This window comes from Streptomyces composti (assembly GCF_012034205.1).
In the GTDB taxonomy this organism is placed as follows: domain Bacteria; phylum Actinomycetota; class Actinomycetes; order Streptomycetales; family Streptomycetaceae; genus Streptomyces; species Streptomyces composti.
Genome location: NZ_JAATEM010000005.1, coordinates 14449 through 41049, shown reverse-complemented (window position 1 = coordinate 41049; position 26601 = coordinate 14449). Strand labels below are relative to the sequence as shown.

At 73.9% G+C, this 26601-nt stretch carries 22 protein-coding genes and 1 pseudogene; 12 read left to right on the top strand and 11 right to left on the bottom strand.

What is annotated here, in order from left to right; all coding sequences use genetic code 11:
• Positions 1-63 precede the first annotated feature (63 nt).
• The 3 genes from HCJ93_RS05690 to HCJ93_RS05680 all read left to right on the top strand — a co-directional run bounded on the left by HCJ93_RS05690 (position 64) and on the right by HCJ93_RS05680 (position 1817).
• The gene (locus tag HCJ93_RS05690) at positions 64-327 is read left to right on the top strand and encodes a hypothetical protein (RefSeq protein ID WP_167991671.1); all 264 of its coding nucleotides are present in this window, start codon (positions 64-66) and stop codon (positions 325-327) included.
• 82 nt (positions 328-409) lie between these two features.
• A complete protein-coding gene (locus HCJ93_RS05685; RefSeq protein WP_167991669.1) occupies positions 410-1252 on the top strand; it encodes an RNA polymerase sigma factor SigF in 843 nt (280 codons plus the stop codon).
• A 94-nt stretch (positions 1253-1346) separates the two neighbouring features.
• On the top strand, positions 1347-1817 hold the full coding sequence (locus HCJ93_RS05680; protein WP_309141316.1) for an ATP-binding protein: 471 nt from the start codon (positions 1347-1349) through the stop codon (positions 1815-1817).
• 133 nt (positions 1818-1950) lie between these two features.
• Here the strand turns inward: HCJ93_RS05680 and HCJ93_RS05675 are convergent, their stop codons facing one another.
• The gene (locus HCJ93_RS05675) at positions 1951-2310 is read right to left on the bottom strand and encodes an STAS domain-containing protein (RefSeq protein WP_167991667.1); all 360 of its coding nucleotides are present in this window, start codon (positions 2308-2310) and stop codon (positions 1951-1953) included.
• 474 nt (positions 2311-2784) lie between these two features.
• On the opposite strand from HCJ93_RS05675, the pseudogene HCJ93_RS05670 reads away from it, so the two are divergent.
• The 4 genes and pseudogenes from HCJ93_RS05670 to HCJ93_RS05655 form a co-directional block, all read left to right on the top strand.
• Positions 2785-4656 (top strand): annotated as a pseudogene (locus tag HCJ93_RS05670) (ATP-binding SpoIIE family protein phosphatase); the annotation flags it as partial.
• Positions 4653-4949 carry an STAS domain-containing protein gene (locus HCJ93_RS05665; RefSeq protein WP_167991666.1) on the top strand — a complete coding sequence of 99 codons (297 nt, stop codon included), beginning with the start codon at positions 4653-4655 and terminating at the stop codon, positions 4947-4949. The pseudogene HCJ93_RS05670 and the gene HCJ93_RS05665, both read left to right, overlap by 4 nt.
• A gap of 199 nt (positions 4950-5148) precedes the next feature.
• Entirely contained in the window at positions 5149-6813 is a 1665-nt protein-coding gene (locus HCJ93_RS05660; protein ID WP_167991664.1) for a PP2C family protein-serine/threonine phosphatase, read from the top strand.
• Positions 6810-7910: a cobalamin B12-binding domain-containing protein gene (locus HCJ93_RS05655; RefSeq protein ID WP_167991662.1), complete on the top strand. Its 1101-nt coding sequence runs from the start codon at positions 6810-6812 to the stop codon at positions 7908-7910. Before HCJ93_RS05660 ends, HCJ93_RS05655 begins: the two co-directional genes overlap by 4 nt.
• 156 nt (positions 7911-8066) lie before the next feature.
• Here HCJ93_RS05655 and HCJ93_RS05650 read toward each other — a convergent pair whose 3' ends face one another.
• Entirely contained in the window at positions 8067-8309 is a 243-nt protein-coding gene (locus HCJ93_RS05650; RefSeq protein ID WP_167991660.1) for a DUF6411 family protein, read from the bottom strand.
• Positions 8310-8439: 130 nt separating this feature from the next.
• Here HCJ93_RS05650 and HCJ93_RS05645 point away from each other — a divergent pair, with 130 nt between their 5' ends.
• From HCJ93_RS05645 to HCJ93_RS05635, 3 genes are all read left to right on the top strand, one after another.
• Positions 8440-8982, top strand: a complete 543-nt coding sequence (locus HCJ93_RS05645) for a putative immunity protein (protein WP_309141314.1) — start codon at positions 8440-8442, stop codon at positions 8980-8982.
• A gap of 159 nt (positions 8983-9141) precedes the next feature.
• The gene (locus HCJ93_RS05640) at positions 9142-9510 is read left to right on the top strand and encodes a gas vesicle structural protein GvpA (protein WP_167991659.1); all 369 of its coding nucleotides are present in this window, start codon (positions 9142-9144) and stop codon (positions 9508-9510) included.
• A gap of 125 nt (positions 9511-9635) precedes the next feature.
• Positions 9636-10745, top strand: coding sequence for a hypothetical protein (locus HCJ93_RS05635; protein WP_167991657.1), 1110 nt, complete (start codon positions 9636-9638; stop codon positions 10743-10745).
• A gap of 101 nt (positions 10746-10846) precedes the next feature.
• On the opposite strand, the gene HCJ93_RS05630 is transcribed toward HCJ93_RS05635, so the two are convergent.
• Positions 10847-11008, bottom strand: a complete 162-nt coding sequence (locus tag HCJ93_RS05630; RefSeq protein ID WP_167991656.1) for a hypothetical protein — start codon at positions 11006-11008, stop codon at positions 10847-10849.
• A 205-nt stretch (positions 11009-11213) separates the two neighbouring features.
• Positions 11214-11825, bottom strand: a complete 612-nt coding sequence (locus HCJ93_RS05625) for a TetR/AcrR family transcriptional regulator (RefSeq protein ID WP_240967458.1) — start codon at positions 11823-11825, stop codon at positions 11214-11216.
• A 65-nt stretch (positions 11826-11890) separates the two neighbouring features.
• Between HCJ93_RS05625 and HCJ93_RS05620 the strand changes: the two genes are divergently transcribed.
• Together HCJ93_RS05620 and HCJ93_RS05615 are read left to right on the top strand one after the other, a co-directional pair.
• On the top strand, positions 11891-12844 hold the full coding sequence (locus HCJ93_RS05620) for a DMT family transporter (RefSeq protein WP_167991655.1): 954 nt from the start codon (positions 11891-11893) through the stop codon (positions 12842-12844).
• A gap of 59 nt (positions 12845-12903) precedes the next feature.
• A complete protein-coding gene (locus HCJ93_RS05615; RefSeq protein ID WP_167991653.1) occupies positions 12904-13341 on the top strand; it encodes a hypothetical protein in 438 nt (145 codons plus the stop codon).
• A 10-nt stretch (positions 13342-13351) separates the two neighbouring features.
• Here HCJ93_RS05615 and HCJ93_RS05610 read toward each other — a convergent pair whose 3' ends face one another.
• From HCJ93_RS05610 to HCJ93_RS05580, 7 genes are read right to left on the bottom strand one after another with little or no spacing between them, the layout of a single operon-like run.
• Positions 13352-14053 (bottom strand): hypothetical protein, encoded by a 702-nt coding sequence (locus tag HCJ93_RS05610; RefSeq protein WP_167991652.1) that lies wholly within the window; start codon positions 14051-14053, stop codon positions 13352-13354.
• A 10-nt stretch (positions 14054-14063) separates the two neighbouring features.
• A complete protein-coding gene (locus HCJ93_RS05605) occupies positions 14064-15761 on the bottom strand; it encodes a hypothetical protein (RefSeq protein WP_167991650.1) in 1698 nt (565 codons plus the stop codon).
• Positions 15762-15776: 15 nt separating this feature from the next.
• Complete coding sequence (locus HCJ93_RS05600; protein WP_167991648.1) at positions 15777-20276, bottom strand: hypothetical protein; 4500 nt, start codon at positions 20274-20276, stop codon at positions 15777-15779.
• 1 nt (position 20277) lies between these two features.
• The gene (locus HCJ93_RS05595) at positions 20278-23175 is read right to left on the bottom strand and encodes a hypothetical protein (protein WP_167991646.1); all 2898 of its coding nucleotides are present in this window, start codon (positions 23173-23175) and stop codon (positions 20278-20280) included.
• Positions 23175-25139, bottom strand: coding sequence for a DUF6603 domain-containing protein (locus HCJ93_RS05590; RefSeq protein WP_167991644.1), 1965 nt, complete (start codon positions 25137-25139; stop codon positions 23175-23177). Before HCJ93_RS05590 ends, HCJ93_RS05595 begins: the two co-directional genes overlap by 1 nt.
• Positions 25140-25146: 7 nt before the next feature.
• Positions 25147-25842 (bottom strand): peptidoglycan DD-metalloendopeptidase family protein, encoded by a 696-nt coding sequence (locus HCJ93_RS05585; RefSeq protein WP_167991642.1) that lies wholly within the window; start codon positions 25840-25842, stop codon positions 25147-25149.
• Positions 25843-25883: 41 nt separating this feature from the next.
• Positions 25884-26579: a hypothetical protein gene (locus HCJ93_RS05580; protein ID WP_167991640.1), complete on the bottom strand. Its 696-nt coding sequence runs from the start codon at positions 26577-26579 to the stop codon at positions 25884-25886.
• Positions 26580-26601 lie beyond the last annotated feature (22 nt).

Sequence of the window (26601 nt, the reverse complement as noted above, 5' to 3'; positions counted from 1 at the left end):
TGAAACCGGGCGGGCGGGGTACCGGGACGGCGGCGATCATCGGACGCACTCGGCAGGTGGGGAATGAAGTCGACGGGTCAGCTGCGGCAGCTCAGGGCTCTGTACGCGGGCGGCGTGGCCGCCTGGACCTTCTGTCTGCTGCTGTCGCTGCTCCAGGGCGGCGGCACGGCACGGCAGACGCTCACCCTGCTCGGGCTGCTCGTCGCCTTTCTCGTACTCTTGCTGTGGTCGACCTGGTGCCTCTGGGAGGCGGGCCCGCCCCGAGCGGCGTCCGACGGTGTTCCCACGTCCGTTCCGGCTGCTTCCACATCGGAGCGAAACCGGTAGGCATGCACCCCCGAAGCGGGGGTATACGGAGGGCTCTGGCCGCCGAGTACCGTTCGCCGGCCGCACACCGGGAGGGAACACCATGCAGACGACCGTGCGGACCACCGCCGGGCGCTCCACCGAGATGCCTGAGATGACCGAACCGTCGAAGGTGGCGCCCAAGGACGCGCGGGAGCTGTCCAAGCTGTTCTTCGACCAGCTCGCCGTGCTGGAGGAGGGGACCCCCGAGTACCAGTACGCGCGCAACACGCTGATCGAGATGAACATGTCCCTGGTCCGCTTCGCGGCCTCCCGGTTCCGCAGCCGGGGCCCGGAGGAGATGGAGGACATCGTCCAGGTCGGCATGATCGGCCTGATCAAGGCGATCGACCGGTTCGAGCTGACCCGCGAGGTGGAGTTCACCTCCTTCGCCGTGCCCTACATCGTGGGCGAGATCAAGCGCTTCTTCCGTGACACCTCCTGGGCCGTGCATGTGCCCCGTCGTCTGCAGGAGGCCCGCGTGCAGCTGGCCCGCGCCACGGAGGAGCTGCGCAGCCGGCTCGGCCGCAATCCCACCACCAAGGAGCTCTCCGAGCTGATGAGCCTCTCGGAGGAGGAGGTCGTCGAGGCCCGCCTGGCGTCCAACGGCTACAACTCCGCCTCCCTCGACGCGACCATCCACGGCAGCGAGGACGGCGAGGCCGCCCTGGCGGACTTCATCGGCTCCGACGACGCCGCCCTGGAACTGGTCGAGGACTTCCACGCCCTGGCACCGATGATCGCCGAGCTGGGCGAACGCGACCGGCAGATCCTGCACTGGCGCTTCGTCGAGGAGCTCACCCAGAAGGACATCGGCGAACACCTCAGTGTCTCCCAGATGCATGTCTCCCGCCTGATCTCCCGCCTCCTCGCACGACTGCGGGACGGTATGCTTGCCGCCCCCTGACCCGGCCCGCCGGCCGCGACCCGACGGGACGGCCGCATGGCAGTGGGTACTGTCACAGGGGCGAGAAGAGTTCTGACCCGCACGGAAGGCGCACGTGTTCCGTGCTCACGGGGGCGCGAAGGCTGTGCCGGACGGCGACAAAGTACTGAACGGGGCCCGGGCCCAGCAGGGCGTGGGCGCGAGCGACGTGTCCGTGACCTTCGAGCACGCGGATTTCCCCGTGGCGGAGGCACGCCACTTCGCCCTCCGCTTCCTCGCCGGCCTGCCCGCGTCGGGCCCGCCCGTGCCGCCCCGGACCGCCGAGGCGGTACAGCTCGTGGTCAGTGAACTGGTCACCAACGCCATCAAGTACGGATCCCCTCCCGTGGAGCTGTCGCTGGCCGTGGCCCAGGGCGTGCTGTCCATCACCGTCCGGGACCGTGAGCCGGTCATGCCCGCACAGCGCGCGGCCGATCCGACCCGGGTCGGCCAGCACGGTCTGGAGATCGTCGCCGCGCTGAGCCTGGACATCGACATACAGGGCGAACCCGGCGGAAAGCGCGTCACCGCCCGCATCGCTCTCTGAGCCTGCTCGCGCCCACGAGCCCTCACCCCCCTCCTCGAGCCCTCATCCCTCATCCCTCCGGGGCTCCCCCAGCCCCCGGGCGACCAGCGCCCCAGCGCCGCACGTCGCCGCCGCACCGTCCGGCCGCACGGTCTCAGCCGCGCAGCGACGCCGCGGCCTCCTCCGCGGTGCCGTGGAACGTGAACACCTGGTCCAGACCCACCACTTCGAACACCCGCATCTGGTCCCGGCCGACCCCCGCCAGGCCGAGCGGCGCGCCGAGCGCCTCCGCCCGCTGATAGGCGGTGATCAGCACGGTGATGCCGGTCGAGTCGCAGTACGTCATCCCGGACAGGTCGATGACCAGACCGTGCTCTGCGAACGGGGTCTCCTCCACCGCGCGGGTCAGCAGCCGGCCCGTGTGGTGATCCAGCTCGCCCGCCACCTCGAGCACATGGGGGCCGGTGGGAAACCGCCGTGAGGTCACGGTCAGCAGGTCGACGGGCTCGGTCACCGATTCTCCTGATCACGGTCGAGGGGCGCAGACACGAGAGAGAGGGCAGCCGTGTCGCCGCTGACACCTTCGCCCCTGCGGCAGAGCGCGGCAGAGCAATGATTCCGTCCGTGCAGGTTCCCGCGGAACTCCGGCCTACTCCCCGAGTCTGCGGGTACCGGCGGACAAGCAGATGATGAGCGCGACACCGCGAACGTCAGGCCGGCCCCTCGTCCTCGTGCGACGCCTCAGGCGAACACGACGACGGACGCCGTCCGCTTCCGGCGCGCATTCGGTGGGGCCGGCGTGCGAGGAGGGTGTCGGGTGACGCGTCCGCGGGAGGCACGGCGGGAGCCGGCCGGGGCGGTGACCGGGGTGTTCGCCGCCGAGGCGGAGGCCGGCGGGGACCTCGCGGCGGTCGACTGGGCGTCGACACCGCTGGGGCCGCCCGGGCAGTGGCCGCAAAGTCTGCGGACCGCGGTGAGCATCCTGCAGGCCCGCTGGCACACCGCCCTGGTCGACTCGCTGCAGGAGGCGTTCTTCGTCTGCGACGAGGACGGAGCCGTCGTCGAGATCAACACCGCCTTCACCGACATCCTCGGCTACGGCCCCGAGGAACTGCCCTACCGTCCCGTCCACCCCTGGTGGCCGGACGCCGTGAAGGACCCCGAGGCGCACCGCCGGATCGCCGCGGCCTTCGCCCAGTTGATGGAGGACCCCAAGGGCTCCTACACCGTCCCGGTCAGCCACCGCGACGGACACCGCCTGTGGGTGAGCGCCTCCTTCAACCACGCGCACGACCCCGGCACCGGCCGCCAGGTCACCGTCGGCACCTTCCGCGACGTCACCGCCGAGCACTACGCCGTACGGCGCAAGAGCGCCCAGGCGGCCCTCGGGCTGCGGCTGACCCAGGCGACCAGCCTGCCCGAGGCCCTGTCAGGAGCCCTGGCCGAACTGAGGAGCGTCTGGCGGGCCGAGACCGTCCTGGCCGCCCTCTCCGACGGCGCCGGGAGGCCGTCGGTCACCACCACCGAGCCCGGCCTCGGCTGGACGGACCTGCCCGCCGGCCTCCGCGACCGGCTCACCGACGCGTTCGGCAGGCCCCTGCTCACCCCCGTCGACCACGCGACCGGCGCGGCCGTCACCATCAGCCACCCCGAGGGCACCATGGTGGTGTGGCTCGACCTCGGCGACCACCGCCCCTTCACCGGAGAGGACCATCTGCTGCTGTCGCTGCCGGCCGGCCAGCTCGCCCAGGGTCTCGCCCGCGCCCACCAGATCGACCAGCTGCGGGAGACCGCGCTCGCGCTGCAGCGCGCCATCCTCGGCCCGTCCAGCCTCCCCGACGGCTTCGCCGTCCGCTACGAGCCCGCCACCCGCCCCCTCGAGGTCGGCGGCGACTGGTACGACACCGTCGCCCTCCCGGACGGGCGCACAGGGATCGTCGTCGGCGACTGCGTGGGCCGAGGACTGAAGGCCGCCACCGTCATGGGGCAGCTGCGCAGCGCCTGCCGCGCCCTGCTGCTCCAGGACGTCGGCCCCGCCCAGACCCTCATGGCCCTGGACCACTTCGCCGCCGGCATCCCCGGCGCGCTGTGCACCACCGTCTTCTGCGGCGTGCTCGACCCCCGCACCGGACGTCTCACCTACTCCAGCGCCGGACACCCGCCCGGTATCCTCACCCACCGCGACGGAACCACCGTCCTCCTCGACGAAGGACGCTCCGTGCCGCTGGCCGTGCGTCCCGGCCGCACCCGCCCCGAAGGAACGTGCACCGTGCCCGCACGCGCCACCCTCCTGCTCTGCACCGACGGTCTGGTGGAGCGCAGGCGCCGTCCCCTCACCGCCGGCATCGACCAGGCCGGCGCCGCCGTCCACGACGGGCGGGGCCTGGCCGTCGACGAACTCGCCAGCCGGATCATGACCCGGCTCGCGCCCGCCGGGGGCTACGACGACGACGTGGCACTGCTGCTGTACCGCCACCCGGCCCCGCTGGACATGGAGTTCCCCGCCGAGTCGGCCCAACTCGCGCCCGTCCGCACGGCCTTGCGCAGCTGGCTCGCCCGGTGCGAGATGCCCCCGCACACCGTGCAGAACATCCTGGTCGCGGTCGGCGAGGCGTGCGCCAACGCCATCGAGCACGGTCACCGCGACATCCCCGGCCCGGTCAGGCTCCGCGCCGAGGCCCGGGTCGACGACGTGCGCCTGACCGTCACCGACACCGGGCGCTGGAAGACGCCCCGGCCCGACCGCAGCCCGCACCGCGGGCGGGGCATGGCACTGATGCGCGCTCTGATGCAGGACGTCACCATCGTCCCCGGCACGGCCGGGACCACCGTCGACATGTACACGAGGATCGCCCGATGACCGGCCCGCTCACCCTCACCCCCGGGCACGCACCCGCCGGCGCCACCCGGCTGACGGTCGCCGGCGAGATCGACATGAGCGACATCGGCACCCTGGCCCCCGCGATCGAGACCACCCAGGGGCCGCTGATCGTCGACCTCACCGCCGTGGACCACCTGGACAGCGCCGGCCTGAGCGTGCTCTTCCGCCACGCCGACCGCGTGGAGATCGTCGCCACCCCGCTGCTCGCCCCGGTCCTGACCATCTCCGGCCTCACCCGCCTCACCACCGTCCACGGCCTCGAGGAGACCTGACCGTGCGACCGTCACGTCACTCACCGGCACGACGCGGACCGCGCCGGGGGCCCCGGCCGTCCCGGCGAGGCGTCATATCTCACGTTCGGCAGCCCTGCGCGCCCTTTGGGTTGCGTCCGCGGGGGCAGGTGCGGGACCGTTGCCGTTCCACGCACGAAGTCGCAGGAAGGTGGTGGGGTGCGCACGAAGCGTGCCTCAGATGGTGAAGGCTTCACGTGGGGCGTCCGCCCGATCCCGCGACACCGGCAGCCAGGCCGGTACCTCGTGGGCCGACGTCCCTTTTCCCGTGCTGGTGGCGGACCGGCACGGCCGTCTGGCCAGGCTCAACGACGCCGCCCGCACGCTCCTGCCGCTCGCCGAGGCCGGCGGCTGGCTGCACGAGGTGGCGCCCCCGTGGCTGGTCGACGCCCACCGGAGCTTCGCCGAAGGACCGCCCGCCTCCGCTGCCGCCCCGCTGACCGGCCCCGTCGGCGACCGCATGGTCACCGCCCGCCCCACCGCCTCGCCCGACGGGGAGGTCGTGTGGTGGCTGCTGGACGACACCGACCGCCACCGGGCGGAGACGGAACTGCGCGGCGAGAAGCAGCGCTGCGAACTGCTCACCGACGTCTCCTCCACGCTGCTCTCCACCCTCAATCTGCCCCGCTGCATGGAGGTCACCGCCGCCCTCGCCGCCCAGCACCTCGCCGAGGCCGCCGTCCTCGTCTCCCCGTCCCAGGGCCGTCACCACCAGCTGACCTACGCCTGCCGGTACGGTGACGTCCGCCAGGTGGCACGCCGCATCGACCCCTACAGCGTGCCCGGACTGCCCGAGGCCCTCCAGGGCTTCCCGCCCGTCCCCGCCCGCTGGCTCGACCCGGGGGAGATCCCGGACTGGGTGCTACCCCCCGGCTTCACCGCTGCCGTCGGCTCGGTCATCGTCACGCCCCTGCCCGGTCACGGAGTCCCCGCCGGCGTGCTGATCCTGCTGCGCTCAGGCACCGAGCGGGCCTTCTCGGGAGGCGAGGAGAACTTCGCCCGGCTGTTCGCCGCCCGCGCTGGCGCCGCACTGTCCGCCGCCCGCCTCTACACCGAGCAGACCGCCATCACCGCCACCCTGATGCGGGAACTGCTGCCTCCGGCGCTCAGCAGCGTGCACGGCGTCACCTACGCCGGCAACTACCGCCCCGCATCCGACCACGAACGCGTCGGCGGCGACTTCTACGACGTCCACCCCGGCCCCGACCCCTCACGGGAGACCCTGGTCGCCCTGGGCGACGTCGCCGGCAAGGGCCTCGACGCGGCCGTGCTGACCGGCAAGATCCGCAACACGCTGCACGCCCTGCTGCCCCTCGCCGACGACCACCAGCGGGTGCTGCGCCTGCTCAACGGGGCGCTGCTCACCTCGCACCACGGCCGCTTCGTCACCCTCGTCCTCGCCTCCGTGCGCCGCGACGGCAACCGGGTGGACCTGCGCCTCACCAGCGCAGGGCACCTGCCGCCGCTGCTCGTCCGCGCCGACGGCACCGTGGAGGAGGCCGGCACCCGCGGCACCCTGGTCGGGGCACTGCCCGAGGTCACCGCCCAGTCGTACGAGACGACACTGGCCCCCGGCGAGATCTGCCTCCTCTACACCGACGGCATCACCGAGGCCCGCGGCGGCCCGCTCGGCGACGAGCTCTACGGAGAGGAGCGGCTGCGGCGCGCCCTCACCGCCTGCGGCGGCATGCCCGCCGAGGCGGTGGTCGAGCACGTCCAGATGCTCGCCTCCCAGTGGCTGGGCCCCGGCGGCCACGACGACATGGCCGTCGTCGCGATCGGCATGGACAGGAACGGGCCGGCACCGGCCGTCACCCCGCAGGACACCACCAGGAGGAACCGGTGAACCGCCCCACCACCACGGCCGGTCTGCACGAGCAGCTCTGGCAGGCGGTCGTCGCCGCCGACGAGTACGCCGCCGTCGACCTCGTCGTCCAGGCCATGGACGACGGCGTGAGCGGGGAGGACCTGCTGCTCGACGTCATCGCCCGGGTGCAGGAACGCATCGGCAGCGAATGGGCCGCCGACCGTCTCACCGTCGCCCAGGAGCACGCCGCCACCGCCATCAACGAGCGCGTCGTCACCGCCCTGTCCCACCACCGCGCCATGCGCCAGGGCAAGCCGTCCCGCGGACGCGTCACGGTCTGCTGCGTCGACGGGGAGTGGCACGCCTTCCCCGCCCGGCTCGTCGCCGAGATCCTGCAGCTGCGCGGCTGGCAGGTCGACTACCTCGGCGCCCAGACCCCCACCCCGCACCTCATCGCCCATCTGCACAGCACCAACCCGGCGGCCGTCCTGCTCTCCGGGTCCATCCCCACCCACCTGCCGAACGCGCACCGGGCCGTCACCGCCTGCCAGGCCACCGGAGTGCCCGTGGTGGCCGGCGGCCGCGCCTTCGGAGCCGACGGCCGCTACGCCCGTGTCCTCGGAGCCGACGGCTGGGCCCCCGACGCCCGGGCGGCGGCCGCCCTCCTGGAGGAGGGCTTGACCCGGTCCGTCACCTCGGCCGGCCGGCAGGCCCTGGACGACCTGCCCCACCTGGCGGACCAGGAGTACACGATGGTCGTCCAGGCCCGCCCCCGGCTGGTCAGGCAGACCGTGCTCGACCTGGAGACGCGCTTTTCCGCCATGGCCGGCTACGACGACGAGCAGCGCGAGCGCACGGCCGAGGACATCGCCCACATCATCGACTTCCTCGCCACCGCCCTCTATGTGGACGACGCCGAGGTCTTCCTCACCTTCCTCACCTGGACCGCCCACCTGCTGGAAGCCCGGAAGGTGCCCGCCGCCTCCCTGCTCGTCGGCCTGGACATCCTCGCCGAGCAGCTGCACGACTTCCCCCGCGCCCTGCGCATCCTCACGGCAGGCAGGTCGGCCCTGCACGCCATGGCGGCCGGACCCCCCGCCCTCGCCGAGCCCGCCGCCGCGGGCGCCGACGCCTGACCCGCCCGGCGGGCACGTCCCGCCTGGACGTCGGAGAAGCCGGCGGGCACGCCGGGGACGCACCGGCACGGAAGCGGGAAAGCCACGCCACGACTGGAGGGAAGCCGCACGGCCACGCCGGGGCACCGGTGAAGGCGGAGTGGCGCGCCGGAGACCTCAGAAGGGCAGCTTGCCGCGCGTGCGCCGCCCGGCGGCCCCGCTGCGCCCGACCGCCCGCGAGCCGGAGCTGAACGGCTTGCTCAGCAGCCGCCCCAGCGGCCCCGGCGCCTTGGAACCGGCCCGGGATCCCAGCCCGAGGGCACGCTGGGTCCCGTTCTGCGGACGCCGGGAGAGCCGGGGAAGCAGAAAGGCGAGAACGGCGAGGACGACGCACAGCGCGACAATGCCGACGATCATCATGAGGGGCTCCGCATGCCGAAGTGAGGACTGCTCGACAGGACTGCTCGATCCGGACCGACCGGCCCGGTGCCAGGCGTGTGCCCCCGGTCCGCACCGGCACGCATCCCCCGGCTGTGCGAGGATCGCACGCGTGACGAGGGTGCACGGGGACTTCGAGCTGACCATGGACGAACTGCGCGTCGTGGCGCGCTATGTCGCCGGCACGGCGCAGGAACTGCTGCCGGTGTTCGAGGAGGTGCACCCGGACGACGTCCGGCCCCGGGCAGCCGTCGACGCGGCACGGGAGTTCATCGGCGGCGCGCCCAGAACGCGGCTGCAGCGGGTCGCCTCGATGGACGCCCACCGGGCGGCGAAGGAGGCGGGCACCGAGACCGCCCGGCTCGCCGCCCAGGCCGCCGGAGACGCCGCGTCCGCCGCCTATCTGCACCCTGTCGCCAAGGCCCACCAGGTGGGTCACATCCTGCGGGCCGCGGCCAACGCGGCACGCGTCGCCGAGATCCGCGCGGGCGAGGACCCCGCCGCCGGCGGCAAGGTCCTCGAAGAGGCCTGCGCGCGTGCCACACCCGTCCTCAGGAACATCCTCGAGCGGTACCCGCCGGCGCCCCGCGGCCGGAGCCGTGCCGCGCAGCTCATGGCCGAGCTGGACGCCTCGCTGCGCACACCGCCTGCGTGACCCGCCCGAGCCGGGGTAGCCGAAGGGTCCCGAGGGCCGCCGAGGCGAACCAGTATCCCGCGCCGGGCGCGCCAGGAGAGCGCGTCGCCAGAGCGGGTGACGTCCGCACCCGGCCCCGGACCTCGAACGCCAGGGCGCGGCACGGGAAGGGCGGACAGGATGACCACGGTCGCACGGCAGGGCGGGGGCGGAGGAGGCTCCAGCGGCCTCTACGACGTACTGGAGCTGATCCTCGACCGGGGGCTGGTGATCGACGCCTTCGTGCGGGTCTCCCTCATCGGCATCGAGGTACTCAAGATCGACGTCCGGATCGTGGTGGCCAGCGTCGACACCTATCTGCGCTTCGCCGAGGCGTGCAACCGGCTCGACCTCGAATCGGGACCGCGCAAGCCGGCCGGACTGACCGAACTCCCGGGCCGGATGACCGAGTCCGGGGCCCACGGCAAGACCAAGGGAGTCCTCTCCGGGGCCGTGGAGGCGATCTCGGACGCCTTCCAGCAGGGTGGCGACGAGGGACCGAAGCGCTGACGGGGACGGCTGCCCCGCTTCGGCCGGATGACGACTGTTCACGGCGGCCGAACGCCAATAGCTTGTGCGCCCACGCCAGTTGAGTTCCGCGGGTTCCGCGATGAGCGAGTGCTGGGAGGCCGACCATGGCACGCCGACTTCTCATCGCGGTACTCGCCGTCGCCATGACCGTCGCGGCGGCCATGACCTCGGCCGCCGCACCGCCCTCGTCCTGGCAGCACGTACCCGTCCCCGCGGAAGTCCGCCCGGAAGCAGGGCTGAACGAGGCCGTGGCCCTCGGCCCGGACCGGGCGTGGGCGGTCGGGGCCGAGGGCGCCGCCCGCAACACGCCCGGCTCCCCGCTGATACTGCGCTGGGACGGCACCACCTGGCAGCGCCAGGCCCTGCCGGGCACCGGCTGGCAGGGAGAGCTGCTGTCCGTCTCCGGAACCTCACCCGGGCAGGTCTGGGCCGTCGGCCGCGACGCCTCCGGCGGCACCCGGCTGCTCCGTCACGACGGCTCCGCCTGGCACGCGTGCCCGCCGCCGGCGGGTGTGCTGCTGTCCAGGGTCGTCACCGGAGGCGGTGAGACCTGGCTGATCGGTACCCGGGACGGCGAACAGGTGCTGCTGCGCCGGGACCGCGGCCGCTGGCAGGAGCTGCCGGTGCCGCCGGGCTCGGTGTACGGGCTGCACGTCCGGGCCGCCGGCGACGTCTGGGCGGCCGGAGCCACCGCGGAGGGGGCGGCCGTTTCCCACTGGGACGGGCAGGCGTGGCAGCAGACGATCGTGTACGGCGGACCCCGCTCGGCCGTCGGCAGTGTGCTGGCGGTGTCGCCGACGGAGGTGTGGGCCGGCGGCACGGCCGGGTTCGTCGGCGGCCCGCCCGGCAGGCCCGTTCCGCCCCTGCTGGTCCGCTGGGACGGGGAGACCTGGAGCAGGGTGACCGTCCCGACCGACTTCGGCTCGATCGGCTCCCTGGCCGCCGACGCGTCCGGCGCGCTGGCCTGGGTCTCGGTCGACGGCTCCCAGAAGTGGGGGCCGCCCGGCAGCAGCCCGCCGCTGATCCCCGGCCCGGACTTCCTCTCCTGGGACGGCCGGTCCTTCACCGGTTACGACGAACCGGCGGTCGCGGGGGAGGGGCAGTCCCGCACGCTGCGGCTGGCACCGGTGCCGGGCACCGGGACGGTGTGGTCGGTCGGCCGCGCCGACGGGCCGGAGAGCACCGTCGTGCCACGCGTTCTGCGGTACGGCTGAGCCGCTCGCCCGCTCGCCCGCTCGCCCGCTCGCCCGCCCGCTCGACGCCGCCGCCCGCCCCGTGCGCTGAGCGCTCCGCCCTGCGTGGCCGGGCTGCGTGATCAGTGATGCCCGAGCACGGTCCGCATCCGCTGGTAGCGGTCCAGGTCCTCCCAGGTGTCGTGGTCGGGCGGGCCGGGATCGAGGCGTCCGGCACTCCAGGCCCAGATGCTGGCGGCCATACCGGTGATCAGGGGAATGAGCAGCCACAGCAGGGCGCTCACCGTGCAACCTCCTTCCAGACTTATCGACTTCGCGTCAATTCATCCATATAGCCGACGGCAAGAAACCTGACAAGTTCTAACTGGCTCAAGTTGACAGCCATCGACTCAACTCGACGGCCGGGCCGGCCCCTTGCCGCTGCCGCTCGGGACGATGAGTCGACTCGTCGATATAACGACACGCTCCAGGCCCTGAAGTGGCGGGGCGTCAGCCCGGCCGCTGCCCGGCGAGGGCGGTCAGCGCCTCCTCGGCCTGGCGCCGCGCATGCCGGATCGGATCGGGGAGGATGCCCAGGCCGTGCGCGACCAGCGCCCCCTCGTGGAGCAGCATCAGGGTCCGCCCCAGGGTGGCCGCCCCGTCCGGGGTGATCTCGCCGGCCAGCTCGGTGAACAGGCCGAGCATCCATCGCTTCTGGCCGGTGATGACCGGGTACGCCGGATGGGCCGGATCGCTGATCTCGGCGTGTGCGTTGACCATGCTGCACCCCTTGGGGCTGTGCTCGGCGACCCAGGCCTCCGAGGCGTCGAACACGGCCAGGATCCGCGCCTTCGGCGCGGGCGCAGCGGCCCGAAGGTGTTCCGCGAGGAACGCGCGCCAGCGTTCGTCGCGGTCGGCGAGGTACTCCACGACGATCTGCTCCTTGGAGCCGAACCGGTCGTAGAGAGTCTTCTTCGTCACCCCCGCCTCGGCGGCGATCAGGTCCACGCCGACCGCATGGATGCCCCGCTCGTAGAACAGCCGCCCAGCGGCGTCCAGCGCCCGCCGTGCGGCGGGGGTCATCGTGATCCTCCGCGGCGTCCTCGCCTCAGCAGTCTCCATGGCTCCAGGGTATACCGATCTGTATAGTGGGTGAGGTAGACCGATCTGTTTACTGGCGGTGCGGCATGAACATCCTGCTCTCCATCGCGTTCGTGCTCTGCTGGAGCTCGGGGTTCATCGGGGCCAAGCTCGGCGCGGGCAGCGCGGACGCGCTCACGGTCCTGATGTGGCGCTTCCTGCCGCTCGCCGTCGTCCTGATCGCCTTCACCGCCGCACGCCGGCCCGCCTGGCGAGACCTCACGGCCCGGGACGCGGCCCGGCAGGCCGTGATCGGCCTCCTCTCGCAGAGCGGCTACCTGCTCACCGTCTACTACGCGATCCAGCTCGGCGTCTCCAGCGGCACCACGGCCCTGATCGACGGCGTCCAGCCCCTGGTGGCCGGCGCCCTCGCCGGGCCGCTGCTGCGCCAGTACGTCTCGGTCAGACAGTGGTTCGGACTCTGCCTTGGAGTGAGCGGCGCCCTCGTGGTCACCACCGCGGACGCCACCGCCGGCACCGGAGCACCCTCCTGGGCCTACGCCGTCCCCTTCCTCGGCATGCTCTCGCTGGTGGCGGCGACCTTCGTGGAGAGCCGCTCCCGCACGCCGGCCGACCCCGTCGTCTCGATGACCGTCCACTGCGTGACGAGCGCGGCGGTCCTCTCCGCGCTCGCGGTGACCGCCGGAGCGGCGGCCCCGCCCGCCGAGCCGGCGTTCTGGACCGCGATCACCTGGCTCGTCGTGCTGCCGACGTTCGGCGGATACGGACTGTACTGGCTCATCCTGAAGCGCTCCGGAGTCACCAGGGTCAACACCCTGATGTTCCTCATGGCGCCGGTCACGGCGGTGTGGGGAGCCCTGATGTTCGCCGAGCCGTTCGGCCCGCAGACCGCCGCCGGCCTGGCCCTCGGCCTGGCGGCCGTCATCGTCGTGTACCGCGGAGCCCCTGCGGAGGACGGCGGGCCGCACCTCCCGGGCGACAGCCCCGCCGGCCGCCATGCCTCGGCCGGCTCCCGCGACCGGCCGGTCACCTCCGTTTGACAGGGGCTCAGCCGGTGTCAGGCTGGTGGACGGGGGTGAACGGCGTAAGGAGACCCGGCATGGCAGTTCGACGAGGATGGCGCTCCGCGGCCCGGCAGCTCCCGCTCAGACTCACGGTCGGCGCATTCTTCCTGAACTCCGGACTGTCCAAACGCGGCGCGGACGACGCCGCGGCCGAGCAGATGCACCGGTTCGCCGCCGGCACCTACCCGTTCCTCGACAAGCTGGACGCCCGGCGGTTCGTGCGGCTGCTCTCCGCGGGCGAGGTCGCGATCGCCGCCGCGCTGCTGCTGCCGGTCGTGCCCGCCCCGGTCGCCGGTACCGCGGTGACCGCGTTCTCGGCCGGCACGCTGGGCCTCTACCTGCGGACTCCCGGCATGCGGCAGGAGGGCAGCGTGCTCCCCACCGAGCAGGGCACCCCCCTCGCCAAGGACGTGTGGATCCTGGGCATCGGACTCTCCCTCCTGGCCGAAGGGCTCAGGCGCAGGCGCCGCTGACGCCCCCGGCTCAGGCCGGCCGGCCGGGCGCCGTCATGTCGTACACCGGCAGCAGGTCGAAGAAATGGTGCTCGGCCGCGGGCCGGTACCGTACGAGCGCCGCGAAGCGGACGACGCGCACCAGCACATGGTCGATCGCCTCGGGCGCCGCCTCGTCCAGCGACTCATGCACCCCGCCGTGCCAGTAGCCCGCGTGCGTGAGGGGATCGCCCGCCCCCTCGTCCGGGGCAGGGGAGGGCTTCAGGCCCACCGGCAGGTACAGCTGGGAGACGCCCTTGCCCGCGCACGTCCGGGCGAGCACCCTGCCGGTGAGGCCCTCACCGCCGTGCTGTCCGGGGGCGACGGCCGCCAGCAGCACCAGCAGTGGCCGCTCGCCGACGCACGGCCAGCACCGGGTGAAGACCTGAGCGTACTCCGCGGACCGCTCACCGCTGTCCCGGTGCGCGTAGCGACCGCCCGCCTCACCGGGGGAGGGCCGGGCGGCACCGTCGAAGCAGGCCCATCGCCAGCCCTCGGCCCCCCCGTCGGCGTTGCCCGCCCGCGCGCCCCTCGTCCAGCCGTCCGCGTAGCCGGGGTCCCGCACCAGCGGCGTCGGGGGGACGCGGGACGGGGAGCTGATGCCCGCGTCGTAACCGTCCTGCCAGCCCCTGACCTCGACGGGCACGATGCGCCCGGGCTCGTCCGGAACCGGATACGGATTGTGCCGGGGCATGAGCGCCCTCCTAACCCGTCTCGAGAACGTCGAACCGCAGCCCGCTCGAGCCGCCGCCGGTCCCGCTGCGCTTGCGGCGGGTGATCCAGGAGTGGGCACTGCCGTCGCGCCAGCGGCTGTACTGGCGGCTGCGTTCGACGCGGACGCCGGAGCGCGGCACCTCCTCCTCGTGCAGCCAGTCGGTCTCCTCGAGCAGCCGGCCGAGAGGGCTCGGCGGCTCGGACGCGTCCCGGGCCAGCCGGACCAGCCGAAGCCGGTACTGGTCCTGATCCGGCTGCCCGTCCTGCAGCTGCGGCACCAGCGGGTACCAGTGCGCGGGAACGGTCGTGGCCACCCGGTAGCGCGGAGGACTGCCGGAAGCGCCGTCCCCGGGCCCCGCCTCCGCCGCCGGCCGGGCCGCGGCGGCCCACCGGGCGTAGCGGTCGATGGGCTCGCCGGCCCGGTCGGGGACCTTCTCCTCCACGGCCCAGGCCAGATTGGCCCCTTCGTCACGCAGGAACAGCACGGACTCCACCGGCGGGCTCTCCAGGCCACCGGGCAGCGAGGCGGGCCGGTAGAACCACGGCGACGGCGGCGGCGAGGTCCTCGTGCCCTCGCCCGCCCCTGCGGCCGCGCCCTGCGGCTCGCTCAGGGTGTACACGTTCCACTCGGGGCCCTCGGCCGCCGCGGGCGCCAGAGTGGTCACCCCGCCGAACACGTCGGTGACGGTGCACTCGACGACCCGGGACAGCGAGCCGGGCAGGGCCGGCAACGGGGCGCAGAACCAGTCGTTCTCGTAGACGGTCGCGAACGCGACGAGCAGCAGCCGACCCAGATCGGCGGGGGACGCGTCGACCGAGCCGAGGTCGACCCGTGCGTCCTCCAGCTCCCAGAAGCGGGAGAGAGGCATCCCGCCGTAGCGGGCGGGCGTGGGCACGGTCGTCCGCGCGTCGCGGACGACGGCTGCCTCCGCCACCGGGGTCCGGGCGGGCACCGCGTCGAAGGCCCACCAGTCGAGATGCCCGCCGTGGTACTCGGCCGCCTGCAACGGCACGTCCGGCACGCCGGAGGCGCGCACCGCGAAGGAGTACTCCATGCGGTGCGGGTCCCAGGTGTGCGCCGGCCCCCGGGACCGGGCCGGTGCGCGGGCGGTCCACCAGGCCAGCCACTGCGCGGCGGCCGTCGCGAGGGCCTCGCGGTTCTCCTCCGCCGCCCCGAACCGTGCCGCGGCCTCCGCGTCCCGTGCGGCCAGCCGCTCCAGCCAGGGCACCAGGGCGGCCGGGTCGGGCAGCCGCTCCCGTACGGTCGCGGCGGAGGGGGCCGGTGCCAGGGCGCCGGACGGGCCGAAGGCACACGTCCGGGCGAAGGCGGGCAGCAGCGGGAGCAGCCCGGCCGCCGCCAGCGCGCGCCGCCACCGCAGCCCGCCCGCCAGCACCAGCCGGGGATCGGGCCCGTCGCCCGCCTCCTCCTCGACCAGTTCCTCCAGCACCATGGCCGAGGGGTCGTACGGCTGCCAGGCCTCCGGATCGTCCTGCCCGCCGCGCCAGCCGTCCAGCGGATGCCGCTCCTGGGCGACCGACACGTGCACCGGCGAGGCCGCGTCGTCCCCCGTGAACTCGCCGAAGGCGTACTGCCGGGCGAGGAACCACGCCGCGTCGTGCACCACCGCGGCCAGCGCCTCCTCGATGCCGGTGTCGCGCGGCACCGGCTCGTAGCGGAACATCGCCATGACAACTCCCCGGATCTAGTGAATGCCCCCGGTGGGGGGTTCGGCCCATTGCACGGGCAGCACTCCGCGCAGCTCGGTGATGTCGTTGAGGTCCATCCCGCGGATCCGGGCCAGGGCGAACGCCTCCTCCACCACGGCGTGCACGTCCTCCATGCACCAGCCGCGGGACGGATCGGGCGGTACGGCGAGCAGCCACGCCTGCGGGGCGCGCGCGTCGGGCTGGTTGTAGTGGAAGGCCAGCGCTCCCATCTCCTCGTCCACCGGTTCGGGCGCCGTCTCGCTCCACGCGTCCACCACCATGCCCGCCACGCGTGCCGCGTCCGGGGGAGCGCCGTCCGTCCTGAGCACCGCGCAGTGCAGCGGCGCGGGCTCGCTGCGGGAGGGCACGGGCACCGGTCCGCGGGCGATCCACCGCTGCCCGGCGGGCACTTGGGCGACATGGACGCCGCTCGGCGCGGCCGAGGCGAGGACCTCGGAGGCGGCCAGCGCGTCACCGAGGGCACGGACCCGGGGCCGGATGCGCTCCATCTCCGTCAGCCAGTCGGCGACCGCGTCGTCGTCCGCGCCCTCGGGCCGTGCGGCGGACAGGGCGTCGCCCGCCGGGGTCCCGGTCAGGTTCAGCACCGGCAGCACCGGGAGCTGCTCACCGAGCACGCCCGCCACGGCCGTGCGGACCGCGGTCGCCCATTCGAGCACCGCCGCCGGGTCCTGCGGCGGTTCGGGCAGGGCGGCGACGGGGGAGGCGTCGAAGCGGTCGAGGACGAAACAGGCCTGATCCCGCAGGGTCTCGAGGGCCGCCTCGTCGCCCGGCGTCCCCAGGGTGTACGCGGCGTGCACACCGTGGTCGGCGAGCGCGTCGAGATGCCGGACCAGCGCATCCGCGCCGTCGGGGAGCAGCTTCACCTGCTCGCGCAGCCAGGCCAGGTTGGTGCCGACACCGTTCAGCCAGGTCGTCACCCGCGTCCACAGCTCCCGCAGATCGGCGCCGGCCCACCCGTCCGCCATCGTGTCGTCCAGGTCCGAGCCGGTCAGCGGGCGGGCGTCGCGGAGCACCGCGCCCAACGAACGGCACAGCTGCTGGAGTTCGGCGAAACGGGTTGCCGACGCCGGCGTGATCTGGGGAGGGGCGGATCCGGCACCGGCCGAGAGCGCCGCCGTGTGCCGCAGCAGCCGCCGGGCCAGCGGATCGTCCCGGGCCGGGACGTCCTCGGTGCGGTCGTCGGTGAGAGCGGAGCCGAGCACGGCGTCGAGGGCGCAGATCCCCAGGTCGGACAGGGCGACCGTGACCGGTGCCGCGGGATCGCCGAAGTCGAAGCGCCAGGCCGAGGCGTCGCCCAGACGCCTCTGGCACCAGCGTTCCAGACCGGGCTCCAGGGCGGCGAGCGGACGCCCGGCGGCCCAGCCGCCGGTGCCGTCGGCCGGGGCGACGGCACCGAGGTGGTGCGTGACCGCCACGGCGGCCCGGGGAGTGCGGATCACATCGAACTCCTGGGGCAGGCCCTCACCCCGGGCGATGCCGTCCGCGGCCGCTCCCGCCCGGACCGGGTTGCCCCCGACGAGCTGATGGACGCTCTCCGCGAGCAGCAGGTCGCCGACCGCGTCGACCGTCGTCTCCAGGTCCCGCATGAGCACATCGGCCTGGGCCAGCAGCGGCAGCTGGGCCCCCGTGACGTCCAGGCCCAGGTCCGCGAGCGTCCTGCCGTGGATCAGCCAGTCGTCGAGCAGCGCCTGACCGTCCACCACGGACCGTTCGGCCATCGCCGTGCGGGCGGCCTCGCTGCCCTCCGTGGCGCCGTCGACCAGGTCCGGCATCGGAAAGACGAGCCGCAGCGGGCGGATCAGCGTGTCCAGCTGGGCGTCGTGCAGGGCGCGTTCGAGACGGTAGCCGAGGAGGGCGCGCAGGGACTGGCCCGAGCGGACGCCGTCGATGGTGGCCAGGGCCCGGCGCACCCGGCCGGAGGAGAGGTTGATGCCGAAGGCCTGACGGTCGGCGTGGCTGAGCCAGCCCGAGCGCAGCACGGCGAGTGTGGTGGCGTGGTGCATGGAGGGGGCGACGAGATAACCGTCGCGGATCCCGGAGGGCTCGAAGCTGCCTTCGGTGTCCGTTCCGTCACCCTCCCCGGCGTCGTCCGCCGCGTCCGCCTCCGTGTTCTCGCCCGCCCCGTCGGTCGTGTCCCCGTCCGTGACCTCGCCGCCCGCGTCCCCCTCCCCGGTGCCGCCCGTGTCCTGCCCGACCGCCGGCTCCTGTTCACGCGGCCCGACGCCGGTGACCCACCCGTACGCCCCGATGTGCGTGCCCGCCGGGCTGTCCTTGCGCAGCCGGTCCAGCCTCGCCGAGGCCACCGAGGTCATCCACGCGTCGAGCCGGTGCGTCTGCGTGTCGAGCACCTCGCACAGCAGTCGCTCCACACGGGCGAGGTCTCCGCCCGACCGGTCCTCCGCCTCGGCCAGCTCGCCGAGGGCCAGGCAGATCCAGTCGTAGGCGTCCGGGGCGAAGCCGGCCTCGGCCGTGAGCCGGCCGTCGACCAGGCGCACCCCCGGCTCCACCCGCCTGCTCTCGCTCTCCAGTTGCAGCCGCAGCGCCTCCCGGTGCATCCGCAGCACCGTCATGGCGACGTGGTAGAAGAGACCGAGCTTGCCGGTGGCCGCTCCGTTGATCACCACCTCGAAGGCGCGCAGCCGTTCCGTGCGCTCCGGTGTCATCTCGTGCCCGCCGGCCAGCAGCGGGGCGGTCTCCCGCCACCAGTCCCAGATCCCCCGCAGCGGCGCCCGGCCCACCAGTTCGCGCAGTTCCGTGCTGGTCTCCTGCGCGGCGAAGAACTCCTCGGGCGGGGCCGGCGGCACCTCCTCCAGGCCGGGCGGCTCGGCCCAGGCGAAGCCGCTGCGGTGCGGGATCGAGCCGGTCGGCGTGTCGGGAGGCGGGGCGAAGGGCGGGGTGTTGGGCGTCTGGCGGAGGTACCTCAGACGGCGGGAGGCCGGCAGCCGGTGCAGCAGATCGTTGATCACGGCGTCGGGGTCGCCGCCCGCGGCGACGCTCGGGGCGCGCCAGCCCTGGGACTCGACGAAGGTGCGGAAGCCCGAGATGTGGTTCAGGATCCGCAGGTCGACCTCGGTGCCGTGCCACAGGTCCAGCGAGGTGACGGGCAGCACGCCGTAGGGCTGGCGGCCCACGCGCAGGCTGGGCAGCGGGCCGCGTCCGTTCACATGGCCGACGTAGTGGGAGACCAGGAACAGCAGATCCGGCAGGGGCGTCGGCTCGCCCTCGGGGTCCACGGGGCGCCAGTTGGAGGAGGCGGCGGCCAGGGCGCCGAGGGCGGCCCGCAGATGCAGCAGCAGCTCGTGATCGTCCTCGGCCAGGCCGTCGGGGACGTCCTTGAGCACCTCTCCGGCGGCCGGGCCGAGGGCATGGGCGATGCGGGCCGCCGCCTGGGGGCTGCCGGGCCGGAACGCGGCCCGCTGTGCGGCGAGCCGCTCGGGGGCCGCCTGGGGACTCCGGGAGTGCCAGGCGGACCGCTGCTGCGCGGTGTTGTTGGTGGCGGTGCCGGCCGGCAGCACGCTCAGCCCGTCGGTGCAGCGGTGGGCCTCCAGCAGGGTGCCCACCAGGTTCGCCGTGTCCTGCGCCGGGCCTGACCGGACGCCGGCGACCGTGATCAGGTCGAACCGCTGCGGAAGGGTGTCGGTCAGGGGCACCCGCACGCCCATGCCCACCTTGACGGCCTCGTCGAAATCGGTGAGCCACAGCGGCGGTTCGGTGGCTGAGGGGGCCAGACCGACATCCAGCGCGGCGGGGACGGGCTCGCCCTCCTGCCGCCACACGAGCCCGATCTGTCCGTCGCCGGTGACCTGATAGCCGGAGAACACCAGCCGGTCGGGGAGGACGCAGGTGCGGGCCGCACGGGTCCAGGCGCTCTCGCGTGCCTCCGGCTCCGCGGTGAACGGCCCGGGGCCGGGCGGCTCGGCACCGTCGGGCGCCGGGGTCCGCGGCGGTTCGCCCTGCGGGCGGTACGCCTTCGTCGCCCAGGTCGCCCGCCCCGGGCCGATCATCGTCACCAGCCCGTTCCACGCGGCGGTCAGACGGTCCTGATCGCCTCCGGCGGCCCAGACGGTCCTCCAGTAGGCCTCGGTGGCGGCGCGTTCGGCGGCGGTGAGGCCTCTCTCGTGGGAGTCGACATGGATCTCGTCCGGGTAGGCGCGGATCCACAGCTCCGGCCGCTCGGCGGTCCGGAAGACGGTCTCCAGGCGGAGCGGCAGCAGCAGCACCGGGTCCGTGGGGCCGTCCGGCCACAGCGGGGGAGCCTCGCCTGCGACCTCGCGGTAGACCTCCCTGGCCTGCTGCAGCCGGGTCTCGGCCGCGTCGGCCTCCTGACGCTGGTCGAGCATCTCCTGCTGCAGGTCCGGGCCGGGCGGCTCGGCCAGGACACGCTTCTCCAGCCCGGCGAGACCGGCCCTGGACCAGTTCAGTGCGATCCGGGCGTCGGCGACGTCCCGGTGCGCCTGCGCGATACGGGTGTCCACGTCAGGGGTCTCCGATCAGACTGCGGGCGGAGCGGACGACGCGGAACGGCCGCTGCAGGGCCATGTTCGCCACCTCGGCCGCGTTCCACTGCCCGGCGATCATCGGTGCGGGCGTCCCGGCCGCGGGAAGGACACGCCCGTCGATCTCGGCGAAGCCGCGGCCCGCGTCCACGGCACTCCAGTCCAGGTCGCTCCACGGCGGCGCCGGCTGCTCCACGAAGGTCCCCTCCTCGGCCTGCGCGGCCCGGGTCTCGGGGGTGTCGAAGCCGAACCGCACCCGCTGGGAGTTCTCGGCGAGCACGAACCACCAGTCGTGCACGTCGCTCTCGGGCAGCTCGAAGGCGTAGGCGGCGGTCTGCTCGTCGAGGCCGAGCACCATCACGGGCCGCTTCCACGTGCCCTCGGCGAGGTCCGGCTGATGCCGTGCCTCGGGCGGCAGCGCGGCCACGGTCAGGTCGGGGTAGCGCCGTACCAGCGGCCCCCGGATCAGCAGTACGTCGAGGCCGCCCGCCCCGGCCGCCAGATGGGAGCCGAGCGCCCCGTCGGGTGTCCAGGTGTGAATGGGCGGAGTGTCGGCCACACCGTCGGTGCGCGGCCAGAACTGTGTGAACGACGTGCCCCTGAGATCGGTGGGGTACTCCCGCCAGCGCATCTCCCGGTTGAACTCGTCGTTGACGCCCACCATGAACGCGGCGATGAACTCCGCGTTGGCCTTGAGCAGCACGGCACGGTTGTCCGGGATGGTGGCCGAGCCGGGCAGGAACCAGTCGGGCCGGCGATCCTTGAGGGCGAGGGCGAGCGGCGCGGGGAACGCCGGGCCCGCCATCACCGGGTCGGTCGGTGCCGGGGTCTCGGCCGCCACGAAGCCGGGTTCCGGCTCCGCCAGGTGGCTCAGCCGCGCCGCGAGCAGCGGGCCCGGTTCGAGCGCGGCCGCCAGCCGTTCGCCCAGCGCCGCCTGGTCCACGGGCACCCCCAGTTCCAGAAGATGACCGCCGGGATCGTCCGCCACCGACTCCTGGGGCAGCACCCGGTGCAGCGCCGGCACGGTCAGGACGCCGCCCTGCGCCATCTCCCCGAACCGCCGGGCGAGTTCCCCGGTCAGCGGTGCGACACGGGCGGCGGTGAAGGCCCGCTCCAGGGTGAGCAGACGGGCCGCCGGCATCGCCTCCTCCGCCGCGCCGTCCGCCGGCTCCCCGTCCTGACCGGCCGCCATCCGCAGCACCGGGCCGGCCACCACCGAGGTCAGCGTGCGCGCCTGGTCCGCGAAGCCGTTCGCCTCCGCGGACAGGGCCACGGCCGACAGCACGCGCAGCAGCCGTCCCGCCCGCCTGGCGTCGTCGCCGCGCAGCGCGGACCCCACCCGGGCGGCCAGGTCGTCGCCGTCCTCACCGGCCGGCTGCTCGGTGGCCTCCGGTGCGGTGAGCAGCGGCGTGGGCACGGGCGGAACCAGCTCACCGCGCAGCGACCGCGCCACATAGGTGCCGGGCCGCGCCCCCGTCCGCCGGGCGACCGGACCCCGGGAGCGCAGCACCCGCCGGTGCAGGGCCGGTTCGGCCAGTGCCGTCGGGGCCGGGCTCACCGCGATCTCGGTGCGCAGCGGCAGACCGCTGCTCGTCCTGATCCGGTCGGCGGCACCGCCCGCGAGCCGCACCAGCTCGGCCGGCGACAGCGTGCCGACGTCGCGGCGGTGCACCGAGGAGGCCACCTCGCTGCAGAAGGCCGCCCGTGCCCGCAGGCGGTTGGCCTCCCGCACCGATTCCACCTGCTCCCAGGCGCGGGCCATCAAGAACTCCTGGTTCTCGCGCACCCAATCGGCTCCCAGCGCGGCCGGGATCCGGCGCTCCGGCCACAGGTTGAGGTCGGCGGGCCAGCCGGACTCGGACGGGTCGATCGTCCGCTTCACCAGGTGGTGCCCGCCGTACAGGGGCAGGGTCACGTCGTCCTGAGCGCCGCGGTCGATCTGCGCGGCGACCCGGCTCATGAAGTCCTGCACCGCCGCGGGGTCCACGGTGTCCGCGGGCGGGGCGTGCAGCGACAGCACACCCTGGACGACGATCGTCTGCCGCCCGGCCGAGCCGTCCGAGGTGCGCAGCGGTTCGCCGTTGCGCCACGGCTCGGTCACGTCGACGGTGACACCGCCCAGCGCCGCGACCTCCTCCGTCCTCAGCGGCACCACGGCACTGGCCAGCTGCTCGAAATCGCCCGCTGTGCCGGTGGTGAACTCCCAGTGGTGGTACACCGGCAGCCGTACCACGCCGCCGCCCACCGACCAGGCGTCGCCGCGTGCGTCCACGATCTGCCCGCCGTCGGTCAGCCCGGCCACCCGCCCGCCTTCGAAGGCCGGCACCAGACACGCGACGTAGGCGGTGCTCTCCGCCAGCCTCCTCGGGCACAGCAGACGGGAGATCAGCGGGCCGGTGCGCCCCGCCGGCCGCTGCACATGGGCCCACGCCCAGGACGAGGCCGGGTCCGGCAGGCGGACCGGGTCCACGTCGACGAACGGCAGCGGCCGGCCCGGCTGCACCTGGTGCTCCGCCCGCTCGAGAACGACGAGGGCGAGCCAGGGGCGCAACCGGCCACGATCGGCGCGGGCCGGAGTGAACAGCCACGGCAGCTCCGGCGCGTCGAACTCGATGCAGGCGAGGTAGTTCGGCTCGGTGCCGGTGCTGCCGGGCGCCGGCTCCATGCGCAGGATGTGCCGCGGATCGATACCGATGACGCCCTCCGGCCCCAGCATCTGCAACCCGGTCTCGGGCGGATCCATCGGCACCTGCCGGCCACCCGGACCGGACAGGACCAGACGCGGGCTGAGCGTGGGCAGCAGATGGGGCGCGGTGGAGGCGACCGCGGCACCGATCGAGCTCTGCATGTACGGGGCGAACTGCAGCTCCTGCGCCATCAGCCCTGCACCTCCCAGCTCTCCACGGCCCTCAGGCCCCTGCGGGAGCCCGTCTGCAGCCGCAGTTCGGCGTCCACCGGAGCGCCGGCCGCCTCGCCCGCCGGGGTGAGACCGGCCTCCTCGGGCGGGACGGGGGTCATCGACCAGGTCGACATGATCGCCAGGTGCGGCCGCTCGGTGACCTTCATCGGCTGCCGCCGCGGCTGCCACCACTGCCGGCTGAGCACGGACGGCGCCAGCGCGACCAGCTCGACATCGATCAGCTCCAGCAGCCGGGCCGTCCGCCGCAGCACCTTCAGGCGCCCCTCCTCGACCACCTGGGTCTCCCAGGCCAGCGTCGCGGTGACGAACATGTTGTCGTCGGGCACCCCGGTGTCGGTGACGAACCGCACGCCCGAGCGGAAGTCCTCGAACGCGGGACTGCTGAGCTGCTCCTCCTCGCTCAGCGAGCGGAACAGGCCGGGAGCGAACGAGTCGACGGTGTTGCCGCCCTTCGCCGCGTCCTCCCCGAGCTGGGCGACGGCGATGTCCCAGTGCTGGGCCGGCTCCACCGGGGTGCGTCCGAACCGCTGCACGTCCACACCGAACGGCAGCACCTTCTGCCGGGCCACCAGCCGGCCGTGCGGGTGGACACGGCCGCCGGACGCCAGCAGCCGGTTCGCCGCCGGTGACAGCCGCACCGGGGAGCGCGTGTCGCCCGGCGGCAGCACCGTCCAGGCGCTCTGCTGCCGGAACGCCCTGCGCAGCTCGCCCTCCAGGTCGGCGGGCGCGGCAGGCAGCGGCGGCGGACGGCTGCCCCAGGTCTCCTCGAAGTCGAACGACGCCTCGAACAGGAACAGGTCGATGCTGCCGCGGCCCACGGCGTGCCAGGGCGCGGGACCCTCCAGCGTCAGTGAGAACCCGATCCCCATCAGGGTCCGGCCGAGCACCCGCACCGCCAGCGAGCCCCGTATCGCGGCCGTGAACCTCAGCTCCGGCTCGAAGTGCACCAGCACGTCCAGGCCGAACTGGCCGCGCAGTCCGCACCCCGCGATCTCCGCGACCAGGAACAGCTGCGCACCGAACTGCACGGTGTTGCTGGTGATCGCGAAGTAGGCCTCGCAGCGCATCTGGATCCACGGCACCGGTGAGAGGTTCATGCTCAGCCGGCGCAACTGCGGCACACCCCGCGGCACGGCGTACGCCGGATGGAATCCGCCCGCGCTCAGCACGAAGGTCGCGTCCCGGCCGCCCCGGCTCAGCACCAGCACGTCCCCGTTCAGCGGGATGCCCGCCATGTGCGACCCGTTCAGGCTCGCCATCAGGAACGCGCTCGGCTCGGCACTGTCGTACTGGCCGGCGAACCTGGCGTTGAGCTCGATCAGCGGCACCGCCGGGTCCGGCACGGCCACCCGCAGCACCCCGAGCACGGACAGCCGTACCGGGTCGGGCAGTTCGGCGACCACCGCCGCCGACAGGGACACCATCCGCGCGCCCCAGGACAGCTTGAACATCGGGCCGACCACGAGCCGCCCCCGGGCGACCGGGAACAGCGCCGGCAACCGGGGCAGCACCCGCTGCGCCGCCCGGACCGGGTCCGGCGGGAACAGCAGCTCGCCCGCCGTGCCGTCCGCGATCGCGGCGATCAGCGCCTCCCGGTCGACCCGCCGGTTGACACCGACGACCCCGCCGACGCCGCTCAGCGCGAAACCGAAACCGATCTGCAGGCCCGGCTCGGGAAACGTCGCGCCGAGCAGCACCAGGAACGACGGGCTGCCCTGTCCCTTGAGCCGCGCCTCCCCGAACGCGGTGGCCGTGGCCACCGGCAGCGAGGCGCTCAGCACGCCCGACAGCCGGCTGAAGTCACCGCTGCGCTCCAGCCGCCCGCGCAGCCGCACCGGCGGCAGCGGCGCGTCGATGTCCACCCTCTCGGGGATCTGCCCGGCGGCGAAACGCTCCAGGTCCAGTCCGGGGACGGCACTCATGGCGCGCTCACCAGACCGGCTTCGCCACGTTGCCGTACGCCCACGAGGAGCCCTTCGACATCTCGAGGTGCAGATGCGGCCCCGTGGAGTTGCCCGTGCTGCCGACCTTGCCGATGCGCTGCCCGGCCTTGACCTTCTGACCCGTCCTCACCTCGCGCTGGGACAGGTGGCAGTAGGTGTAGACGTGCCCGTTGTCGGCGCGCAGCCCGATCCACTGGCCGTACGCCCCGCCCTTGCCGTTGGACCAGGCGATCGCTCCGCTGCGCACGGCGAGGACCGGGGCGCCGCTGGGAGCGCCGAAGTCCACCCCGGTGTGCCTGCCCCTCCCGTCCGGCTTCCACGCATACGGACCGGGGGAGTAGAACTGGCGGGTGATCCTGCTGCCGGGCACGGGCGTGGCCACGTGCCCCTTGCCGCCGCTGCCGCCCCGCCCGGCGCCGGACGCCGCGGCACCCTTGCAGTTCACACCGAAGCCGGCGTGGCGGCCGAGGGTGGTGAGCGAGACGCAGCCGGGGATGCCGTCGGCGTCCTTGCCCTTGAATCCCTGGGCGAGCTGCTCGGCCCGGTAGGCGGCCCTGGTCTGCTCACCGAAGAATCCGGTGGCCCCCTCGGGGATCTTCCGGCCCCGCGCGATCAGCGCCTTCTGTACGGTGCGGACGTCCTCGTTCTTCGCTCCGAACCGGACGTTGGACAAAGCGACCATGATGAGCTCCTGGTGTCCGCCGGCAGGCCGGTGGGGATCCGTCAGCACTCACCCACGCCCGGCAACCACGCCGCCGGATGATCGATGAAGATGTTGGAGACGTAACCGCCCAGTTCCGGCACGAAGCTCCAGGCGTCGTTGACATGGCCCGCCGTGCTGACCGTGTCGCCCCGGCTCTGGCACTGCACCGTGACCCGCGTCGGCCCGGCCAGCACCGCGACGACCGCGGCGTCGAGCCGGGGCTCCGCCCGCACGTTGACCCGCGTGCCCCAGGTGACGAACGACGTCCCCTTCTCGGCAGCGCCGCCACCGCCCCCGTCCGGCGTCTCACCCAGCACGGGCAGCACCCAGTCGTGCGCCTCGTCGCAGCGCGCATCCGCCACCACCGACAGATGGAAGTGCGCCTCGTGCGGGTTCGGGCCGCCGTACGGCTCCCACCGCCAGCTCCGGTTGGTCCCGATCCGGCGGTTGGCGATGACGTACTTGATCCGCGGATCGCGGCTGTCGAGGAGCTGCCCGGCCACCAGCCCGATGTCGAGACCGTGCGCCGGATCGTGGGTGAAGTCGCGGGCGGTGACGATGCCGGGCCCGAACCAGGGGTTGTGGTCACTGGCGCTCCCGCGCCGCTGATGGGTTGCGTCACCGATGCTTCCGTCAGCGGACCTGCTGCGCGCGGGGAAGCGGGTGTCGAGCTGACGCCGCAGCGTCTCCAGGCTGTTGGCGACTCGCCAGGACATGCGGGCCTCCCCGTGGTTCGGG